General features: G+C 66.8%; 9 protein-coding genes and 1 pseudogene. 6 read left to right on the top strand and 4 right to left on the bottom strand.

The genetic code is table 11. From position 1 onward, the window contains the following. Positions 1 to 187 (bottom strand): ACP S-malonyltransferase (locus tag ACHWRX_RS01090; RefSeq protein WP_394657777.1); only part of this gene is annotated, 187 nt, incomplete at its 3' end. A gap of 67 nt (positions 188 to 254) precedes the next feature. Further along, the gene (locus ACHWRX_RS01095; protein ID WP_394657778.1) at positions 255 to 1,082 is read right to left on the bottom strand and encodes an LD-carboxypeptidase; all 828 of its coding nucleotides are present in this window, start codon (positions 1,080 to 1,082) and stop codon (positions 255 to 257) included. A 150-nt stretch (positions 1,083 to 1,232) separates the two neighbouring features. Here ACHWRX_RS01095 and ACHWRX_RS01100 point away from each other — a divergent pair, with 150 nt between their 5' ends. Then, complete coding sequence (locus ACHWRX_RS01100) at positions 1,233 to 2,654, top strand: glutamate ligase domain-containing protein (protein ID WP_394657779.1); 1,422 nt, start codon at positions 1,233 to 1,235, stop codon at positions 2,652 to 2,654. Positions 2,655 to 2,678: 24 nt separating this feature from the next. On the opposite strand, the gene ACHWRX_RS01105 is transcribed toward ACHWRX_RS01100, so the two are convergent. Then, positions 2,679 to 3,626, bottom strand: a complete 948-nt coding sequence (locus tag ACHWRX_RS01105) for a DUF808 domain-containing protein (RefSeq protein ID WP_394657780.1) — start codon at positions 3,624 to 3,626, stop codon at positions 2,679 to 2,681. 165 nt (positions 3,627 to 3,791) lie between these two features. Here ACHWRX_RS01105 and ACHWRX_RS01110 point away from each other — a divergent pair, with 165 nt between their 5' ends. From ACHWRX_RS01110 to rplI, 5 genes are all read left to right on the top strand, one after another. Continuing rightward, complete coding sequence (locus ACHWRX_RS01110) at positions 3,792 to 5,756, top strand: transglycosylase domain-containing protein (RefSeq protein ID WP_394657781.1); 1,965 nt, start codon at positions 3,792 to 3,794, stop codon at positions 5,754 to 5,756. 14 nt (positions 5,757 to 5,770) lie between these two features. Next, positions 5,771 to 6,574, top strand: a complete 804-nt coding sequence (locus ACHWRX_RS01115) for a trimeric intracellular cation channel family protein (RefSeq protein ID WP_394657782.1) — start codon at positions 5,771 to 5,773, stop codon at positions 6,572 to 6,574. 117 nt (positions 6,575 to 6,691) lie between these two features. Then, a complete protein-coding gene (gene rpsF, locus ACHWRX_RS01120) occupies positions 6,692 to 7,054 on the top strand; it encodes a 30S ribosomal protein S6 (protein WP_058736970.1) in 363 nt (120 codons plus the stop codon). Positions 7,055 to 7,056: 2 nt separating this feature from the next. Then, positions 7,057 to 7,281 carry a 30S ribosomal protein S18 gene (rpsR, locus tag ACHWRX_RS01125; RefSeq protein ID WP_058736868.1) on the top strand — a complete coding sequence of 75 codons (225 nt, stop codon included), beginning with the start codon at positions 7,057 to 7,059 and terminating at the stop codon, positions 7,279 to 7,281. Positions 7,282 to 7,295: 14 nt separating this feature from the next. After that, entirely contained in the window at positions 7,296 to 7,889 is a 594-nt protein-coding gene (gene rplI, locus ACHWRX_RS01130) for a 50S ribosomal protein L9 (RefSeq protein WP_288484011.1), read from the top strand. A 709-nt stretch (positions 7,890 to 8,598) separates the two neighbouring features. On the opposite strand, the pseudogene ACHWRX_RS01135 reads toward rplI, so the two are convergent. Then, a pseudogene (locus ACHWRX_RS01135) lies at positions 8,599 to 8,719 on the bottom strand (Co2+/Mg2+ efflux protein ApaG); the annotation flags it as partial.

The following is an 8,719-nucleotide window of genomic DNA, read 5'->3' on the forward strand; positions in this document are numbered from 1 at the left end:
CGGGCTGCGCGTTCTCCGTCAGCGTCAGCTGATCCTCCGGCCCCTCGCGCATGATGCGCGAGAGATGCTGGCCCAGTACTTCGTCCACTTCCTGAAACACTTCGCGCGCGGCGGTGCTGGCATCGGCAAGGTCAGTACCCATGCCGACCTTCTGGCTGCCCTGTCCGGGAAAAACGAATGCGCGCATCGCGATGAACCTCTCCAACTGCTGGCCGCGCCTTCATCCCAAGGTCGCGGTGACGTGGCCGCGCGGATTATTGCGGTTGCGCGCCGGGAGCAACCCCGAACGGCACGATCCTGTTGGCGGCGTCATGGCCGATGTCGGCGCGGCCAAGGTAGGGGATGGCGTGCCGATCGCACCAGTAACGGGCGATCTCCTCCTCGGTCTGGCTGAAGGGACGATCGTTTTCAGGCACGTCGCTGATCCGGCCCAGCCGCAGTCCGGCAACACCGCCCAGATGCGCGGTCACGTGGAAGAACAGGCGATCGACGGCGTAGAGATGCTCGGAGACTTCCTCCACCATCACCACGTGCCCGGCCAGGCCCGGCATCAGTGGCGTGCCGCACAACATCGCCAGCGTCATCAGGTTGAACGCGACGGTGGGGCGATGATCGAGCGAGGGCTCTAGCCCGGACATATCGCCCGAGAGGTAGCACAGAACCCGGCGCACGGCTTCGTCGCCTCGATCGCGGCGACTGCAAGCGAGCATTGGCGCGTGGACCGGGCGGCCGATCCGCTGGCGATAAAGCGCGCCCAGGAGGTAGCCCGCATCGGAGTAGCCGAGCCAGGTCTTGCGGTCGGCATTACGGTCAAACAGCCGTAGCGCATCTTCGGCGATGCGGCCCGCGCCATAGCCGCCACGTGCGAACCATACGGCATCGAACGAGGGATCGTTCGCACACTCGACCAGGGCATCGCGGCGCTGGGCATCGCTGCCGGCAAAGTGGCCCTCCACGGCATAGCTTTGCGGGTGGACGACCAGCTCGACGCCCGGAAACTCTGCAGCGGCTAGCGCGGTGACGCGGGCGGCGTCCTCTGGCAGGATGGGCGTGGATGGGGCGCAGACGGCAATGCGGATCATCCCATCAGCAAAGCAGCTTGCGACGGCGAAGGCCAGAGGGTGTCCATCTCGGGAGCCCTCGAGAGGCATTTCGGCGAGATCGATGTGAGATAGACCGGCCTTGCGCGAACCTGTTGTGCCGCGCCGCCACTCGCCTTACCCAGCGTTGCCATGACCGCTCCCACGCACGATCTCACCGCCCGCCCCTGGTTCTTCTGCGGCATCGGCGGGTCAGGCATGTTGCCGCTGGCGTTGATCCTCAAGGGCCTGGGCGCGCAAGTCGCCGGGTCGGACCGCAGCCGCGATCAGGGACGCAGTGCGGAAAAGTTCGCGTGGCTGGAGCGTGAAGGCTTCCACTTGTTCCCGCAGGACGGCAGCGGCGTGACCTCGGCGGAACAAGTGCTGGTCGCTTCCGCCGCGGTGGAGGACAGCGTGCCCGAAGTCGTCCGCGCCAAGGATCTGGGGTGTGAGCGGATGAGCCGCGCCCAGTTGCTGGCCGCGCTGTTCAACGCAGCACCACGCGGGATCGCGGTGGGCGGCACCAGCGGCAAGTCCACCGTCACCGGCATGATCGGCTGGATCCTCACCGCCACCGGCCGCGATCCCACGATCATGAACGGCGCGGTGATGAAGAACTTGCGCGCGCCCGACGCTCCTTTCGCCAGCGCCCGCGTGGGGCAAGGCGCGGTGTTCGTTTCCGAAGTGGACGAGAGCGACGGCTCGATCGCGCTCTACCGCCCCGAGGTAGCAGTGCTGGGCAATGTCAGCCTGGACCACAAGAGCCTGGAGGAATTGCGCGCGCTGTTCGGCGATTTCCTGGCGACGGCGAAAGTGGCAGCGATCAATTTCGACGATCCGGAAAGCGCGGCGCTGGCGGGAAGAGCCAGCACCGTGCTGGGTTTTGGGATCGAGAGCGCAGACGCCGCCATCGGCGTGGAGCCGGGCAGCGTGGTGCAGCGGGCGGACGCGATCGAGGCGCGCGTGATCGACCGGCGTGACGGATCGACGCACCCCCTCACCCTGCGCCAGCCCGGACGGCACAACCTCTACAACGCGCTGGCCGCGCTGGCCGGATGTGCCGCGCTTGGCGTACCGCTGGACGAGGCGGTGGCGGCGCTGGGTGGGTTCGAGGGGCTCGCCCGCCGGTTCGACATCATCGGTACCAGCCCGTCCGGCGTGACGGTGATCGACGATTTCGGCCACAATCCCGACAAGGTCTCGGCCACGCTCTCCACGCTGAAGGCGCATCCCGGCCGCGTGATCGCCTTCTTCCAGCCGCACGGCTACGGTCCCTTGCGGCAGATGGGCGCGGAACTGGCGCAAGTCTTCGCGCGGCTTCTCGGCCCGCAGGACGTGGTGCTGCTGTGCGACCCGGTCTATTTTGGCGGCACGGTGGACCGCAGCCAGGGCAGCGCGCGGATCGTCGACCTGATCGAAGCGGCGGGTGGCCGGGCGGAGTACGTTCCCGCGCGCGAGGATTGCGGTGCCCGGATCGTGGAACTGGCGCAGCCGGGGGATCGCGTGGTCGTGATGGGCGCGCGGGACGATACCCTGACGACGTTCGCGGAAGGGCTGCTGGCGAAGCTGGGGTAAGCGCTGACGCTGCCCGGGGGCGTATCAGTGCGCGCCCTTCCCCCGCGCCTTGGCGATGAGGTGAACGATCAGCGCGATCAGTCCGCCTAGCACCAGCCCCACCACGGCGGACGCCAGCGCATAGCTCAGCCAGCCAAGCACGCTGCCCAGCGCGCCGGTGGCGTGTTCCACCGCGTGCTGGATGCCGTGCGCGACGTGCGCGGGGCCAGCCAGACCCAGTTCCTCCAGCCCATGCAGGATGATCCCGCCGCCGACCCACAGCATCGCCACGGTGCCCACGGTGGACAGCAGCACCAGCAGCACCGGCATTGCTTTGAGCAGGCCGCGGCCCGTGCTCTTGGCGGCGGCGCTGTCCTTCTTGGTCAGGTGCAAGCCGATATCGTCCATCTTCACGATCAGCCCCACCGCGCCATAGACCAGCACGGTGATGACGATGCCCACCAGCGCCAGAATCACCGCGCGCCCGATCAGCGTCTGGTCGGCCACTTCGGCCAGCGCGATCGCCATGATCTCGGCCGACAGGATAAGGTCGGTGCGCACCGCCCCCGAAACGCGCGCCTTTTCGAACGCGGCGACGTCCGTCGGCTCATCCTCCAGCGTTTCGCCATGCTTGGCCCCGCCCAGCTTCTCCAGCACCTTTTCCGCACCTTCGAACGAGAGGTAGGCGCCTCCCAGCATCAGCAGCGGCGTGATCGCGCCAGGCAGGAACTGGCTCAGCAGCAGGGCCACCGGCAGCAGGATGACCAGCTTGTTGAACAGCGAACCCTTGGCGATCTTCCAGATTACCGGAAGCTCGCGATCGGGCGTGAAATCGGTGACGTAGGACGGAGTCACCGCAGCGTCATCGATCACGACGCCAGCAGCCTTGCTGCCGGCCTTGGCGATTCCGGCGGCGACATCGTCCGCCGAAGCAGCCGCCGCCCGAGCGATGACCGATACGTCGTCCAGCAATGCAACGAGACCCGATGGCATGATGATGCAGCTCCCCTGTTGCAACTTAGCGCGCTCTGGCCGATTCTATGACGCAATGCGAGAGCGAAGGCGAAAAAGCGCGATGGCGCATCAGGTTGCATCACCGGCTCTCACCAGGGGGCCGCGCATATCGGCACGTCCGCCTATCGGGATGATCATCCCGGCATGAACGAGGCACCAGCGACACTCCCGGAAACCGGCCGCCTGCGCCGGCAGATGCGGGCGCATCCGGGGCTTGTCGTCCTGGCGGCGGTCTTGCTGCTGCTTGTCGCGTGGCAGACGTGGACCGCGCCGCCGTGGAAGCTGAATGCGCCGCCGGTCGCCGCCGGGGTCGATCTGCTTGACGCCAACGGCAAGGTATTCGCCCATCGCGGCCCGCGCCCCTCCGAACGGATCGACGCCGCCGCTCTGCCCGCACATGTGCGTAGCGCGTTCCTGGCGATCGAGGATCGGCGGTTCTACGCCCACGGCGCGCTGGACTATCGCGGCCTGGCGCGCGCGGTGTTGGCGAACCTGCGGGCGGGCGGCGTGTCGCAAGGTGGCTCCACGATCACGCAGCAATACGTCAAGAACGCCTTCCTCACCCACGATCGCACCTGGACGCGCAAGTTCAAGGAACTGCTGCTGGCCGACTGGGTGGAGAACTGGATGAGCAAGGACCAGATCCTCTCGCGCTATCTGGAGAAGGCGTATTTCGGGGCCCAGCAGACGGGGCTCGCCGCCGCATCGCGCTTCTATTTCGATCGCGCGCCCGAAAACCTGACGCTGGGCCAGGCGGCGATGCTGGCGGGACTGGTGAAAGCGCCCTCTCGCCTCGCCCCCACGGTGGACCGGGCCGCCGCGCGCGCCCGGATGCGCGTGGTGCTGGGCGCGATGGCGGACGCGGAATTCATCACCCCGGCAGAGGCCAAGGCGGTGCGCAATCCGCGCGTCGTCTCCAGCGGAAGACCCCGGGAAAGCGCGGGCTGGTTCGCGGACTGGCTCTACACCCGGCTGCCCGATGATGCGACCGGCGCGATCCGCACCACGCTGGAGCCCGAGCTCCAGCGCCGGGCCGAACGGGTGGTGCAGCAGGCGCAGCTTGACGGTGCGGAAATTGCGCTGATCGCGTTGCGTCCCGATGGCCGCGTCGCCGCGCTGGTCGGCGGCAGTGACTGGCAGCCCGGCGCCTTCAACCGGGTCAGCCAGGCACGGCGCCAGCCCGGTTCCACCTTCAAGCTGTTCGACTATCTGGCCGCGTTCCGATCCGGCGCGCGGCCTGACGATATCGTGGTCGATTCCCCCCTGGTGATCGGGGATTGGCGGCCCAGCAACGGCTATCGCGGGTACTACGGCCCGATGACCCTGCGGGAAGCGTTCGCGATTTCCAGCAATACCGCCGCCGTGCGGATCGCGCGGGCGGCAGGCTATCGCGAAGTGGTGAAGGCCGCGCATGATCTGGGCGTGGTTTCCGCCTTGCCCGAAGGCGCGCCCAGCTTGCCGCTCGGCACCGCGAACCTCACGCTGGAGGAACTGGCGGGTGCCTACGCCGCTTTCGCGCTCGGCCGCTACCCCGTGCCCGTCCATGGCAGAGCGGGTGCGGACAAGCTGCCGCCCAACCGCCTTGATCAGCGCCGCGAATGGGCACCGATGCTGGACCTGCTCTGGCAATCGGCAAACGAGGGCACCGGCCGCCGCGCCTCGCTCTCGCTACCCACATTCGGCAAGACCGGCACCACCCAGGATGGGCGTGACGCGCTGTTCGTGGGCTTTGCCGGCGATCTCGTCACCGCCGTGTGGATCGGGCGCGATGACAACAAGCCGATCCCCGGTGCCAGCGGCGGCCAGTTGCCGGCGCGTATCTGGCGCAATTTCATGAGCGGATTGGCGCTCAAGCCGCTCGCCATCCCGATGCCCCCGCAAGCCAGCCGTATCCGCCGCGTCTGGGGGGCGGAGGATACCTCCGAGGGCGAGGATACAGGCGAAGAGGATGCGCCGCTCATTCAGCTGCCGATAGATCCGCGCGCGGTGTTGGAGGGCCTGCTGCCGCGCCCTGACGATCAGGGCGGCCCGCCCGATCAAGGTTTGCCGCTGCCGCCGCCGCAAGATGGCCCCCGCTACGATCCCGACGCGCCCGAGGATATGGAATAGCGGGCGAAACCCGCGTGATCAGCCGCGCAAGCTCGCCCTCGCCTTCGGACACACCGGCACGGGCGTTGATGCGGATACCCGGCGCGGACAACGCGCTTTCACACAGCCCACTCCGCGCAGCGCCCGCTTGGCGCGTGACGGTGGCGGGCGAGCGTTCTAAAGCAGCCCGGATGCTGCCGCCTCTGCCAGACCTTCCGATCGATCCGCTGCCCTTGCAGGTGCTGTTGCCGTGGCTCGATCTGGCGGGCCTGGCCGTGTTCGCCGCGTCCGGCGCGCTGGCGGCGGCGCGCAAGCGGCTGGACTTCGTGGGCGCGTGTTTCTTCGCGCTCATCACCGCGACCGGGGGCGGCACCTTGCGCGATCTGTTGATCCGCGCTCCGGTGTTCTGGATGCAGGCGCCGACCCCGGTGCTGTTGTGCATCGGCGTGGCTCTGGCGGCCTGGGCGATCCCGCTCAAGTGGTGGCCCGAGCGCGCGCTGGACTGGCTCGACGGCGCAGGTCTCGCCGCTTACGCCGTCTATGGTGCGGGCAAGGCGCTGCAATACGGCATCTCACCCGTGCCCGCCGTTGCCGCAGGCGTGATCACCGCCTGCCTGGGCGGCGTGATCCGCGATATCACCGCCGGCGTGCCATCGATCCTTTTGCGGCACGAACTCTATGTCACGGCGGCGCTGGGCGCGGCCACGCTGTTCGTGCTGCTGACAACGCTGGGCCTCCCCGCACCGATACCGGCGATGCTGGGATTTCTGGCCGGGTTCGCCCTGCGCGGCGCCGCGATCTTGTGGAAGATCACGCTCCCCGCGCACCGGGGCGCCTGATACCGCGCTTGCCTTCGTGGCGGAAAGCTGTATGGGCCCACCCTTCAAGAAAGCCGGAGGGGCCCCGCAATCGTGCGGATCAGCCAGCGATCGGTTACAGATGTGAAGGAAGCTGCCGTGGCTCATTATGAGCACGTGTTCCTGGCGCGCCAGGATCTGAGCCAGTCGCAAGTCGACGCGCTGGCCACCACCGCCACCGAGATCGTCGAAGCCAACCAGGGCAAGGTCACCAAGACCGAATCGTGGGGCCTCAAGAATCTCGCCTACAAGATCAAGCGCAACCGCAAGGCGCACTTCGTGATGCTCAACCTCGATGCATCGGGTGCCGCCGTGGCTGAGCTGGAGCGTCAGACCGCCATCAACGAGGATATCATCCGCTGGGTGACCATCCGCGTCGACGAGCACGAGGAAGGCCCCTCGGTCATGATGCGCAAGTCCGACCGCGAGCGTACGCGCCGCCGCGAACGTGAGGGGAACTGATCATGGCTCGCGCCTTTTTTCGTCGCCGCAAGTCCTGCCCGTTCTCGGGCAAGAACGCGCCCGCCATCGACTACAAGGACGTGCGCCTGCTGCAGGGCTTCATGTCCGAGCGTGGCAAGATCGTTCCCAGCCGCATCACTGCGGTTTCCGCCAAGAAGCAGCGTGAGCTGGGCCAGGCTATCAAGCGCGCCCGCCACATCGGCCTGCTTCCCTACATCGTGAAGTAAGGAGGGCGAGACCCATGGATATCATCCTCCTGGAGCGCGTCGAAAAGCTCGGCGCCATCGGCGATGTCGTTTCCGTCAAGGACGGTTACGCGCGCAACTATCTGCTCCCCAACAAGAAGGCCCTCCGCGCCAATGAGCGCAACAAGAAGGTCTTCGAAGCCAACCGCGCCAAGATCGAGGCCGAAAACGCCGAACGTCGCTCGGATGCGCAGAAGCATTCGAGCAATGTCGAAGGCAAGCAGGTCGTCCTGATCCGCGCCTCGTCGAACTCGGGCCAGCTTTATGGTTCGGTTTCGGTGCGCGACATCGTCGACGCGCTGAACGCCGACGGCGCCAAGGTGACCAAGCAGATGATCGTGCTGGAACGCCCGATCAAGACGCTCGGCATCTTCGACGTGCGCGTTTCCCTACACCCCGAAGTTTCGGTGGGCGTAAAGGTCAACGTCGCGCGTTCGCCGGACGAAGCCGAACTGCAGTCGCAGGGCGTGGACGTCATGGCCTCGATGTTCGAAGCCGACACCAGCGGCTTCACCGAGCGTCGTGACCCCAGCCTCGAACCGGGCGAAATCGTCCAGGACGAGGACGAGGCCACCGAAGCGCAGGCCTGAAGCCCGCGCCACGTCGGCTGACAAAAAGGCCCCCGCATCCGAAAGGACGCGGGGGCTTTTTTGTGTCGATGCGGGGATGCGTTGGCGGAGCCTGCGTTCTGCGGCTCGCGGCTTCATCCGCGGCATTACTGTTTCTGTCCCCCTTCCCGAAACCCAAACTTCGTCATTCCTGTGCAGGCGGGAATCCATTTCCGGCACTCCCGGTTTGATGAAGGCTAAGCGCAAACTTGTGCTATCGGCTTGCCAGCGGGAATGACCAAGGTGTGAGGGGAAGGCGTTTGAGAGTGGTGGCGGCAATCGGATGCCTTGACATAAAGAACCATATAGGTTATACGTCGCAGCCATCGGAGAAATCCGACATGGCGGGTGCGGGTGGACGAAGGCCTCGTTCTAAACGTCCCGCGCCTTGCGGCCGGCGCTCAAGACGGGCGCCTGCACCGCGATGCAAGACTTCAACCCGCCGGCACTAGCGCCGGAGATGGGGCTGGCGGGCTTTTGCGAGCTTTTCCCGTCGGTCGTCTTGCACATTGAAAGCCTAGCGTGTGGTCCTGCTTTCGCGTTCCCCCACTCGCCGGTCGCACAATGGAATGCTGAGCCAAGCCTGTCGCGCCAGGCCAGCGCCGGCCGCAACGCCTGCCTTGAACCAAACCTAGCGTTATCCCGCGCTCGCCAGCGGGGAATCAGGCATGTCCGCGATTATCGCGAAAGGTCATCCCGCCGTGGCGGGCGCAGCCAAGGGGAAAAAGGGGATCGCCGCGCGCAGCGGTCCACCGTGTTCGCGCTCGAACGTATAGTAGCCTTCCATGCTGCCGTGCGGCGTGGAAAGCGGG

The sequence above is a fragment of the uncultured Novosphingobium sp. genome, from assembly GCF_964277725.1.
In the GTDB taxonomy this organism is placed as follows: domain Bacteria; phylum Pseudomonadota; class Alphaproteobacteria; order Sphingomonadales; family Sphingomonadaceae; genus Novosphingobium; species Novosphingobium fluoreni.

Excerpts from the sequence above, each read along its gene's own strand:
- ACHWRX_RS01095 (WP_394657778.1), bottom strand. The coding sequence starts at position 1,082 with ATGATCCGCATTGCCGTCTGCGCCCCATCCACGCCCATCCTGCCAGAG.
- ACHWRX_RS01100 (WP_394657779.1), top strand. The coding sequence starts at position 1,233 with ATGACCGCTCCCACGCACGATCTCACCGCCCGCCCCTGGTTCTTCTGC.
- ACHWRX_RS01105 (WP_394657780.1), bottom strand. The coding sequence starts at position 3,626 with ATGCCATCGGGTCTCGTTGCATTGCTGGACGACGTATCGGTCATCGCT.
- ACHWRX_RS01110 (WP_394657781.1), top strand. The coding sequence starts at position 3,792 with ATGAACGAGGCACCAGCGACACTCCCGGAAACCGGCCGCCTGCGCCGG.
- rpsR (WP_058736868.1), top strand. The coding sequence starts at position 7,057 with ATGGCTCGCGCCTTTTTTCGTCGCCGCAAGTCCTGCCCGTTCTCGGGC.
- rplI (WP_288484011.1), top strand. The coding sequence starts at position 7,296 with ATGGATATCATCCTCCTGGAGCGCGTCGAAAAGCTCGGCGCCATCGGC.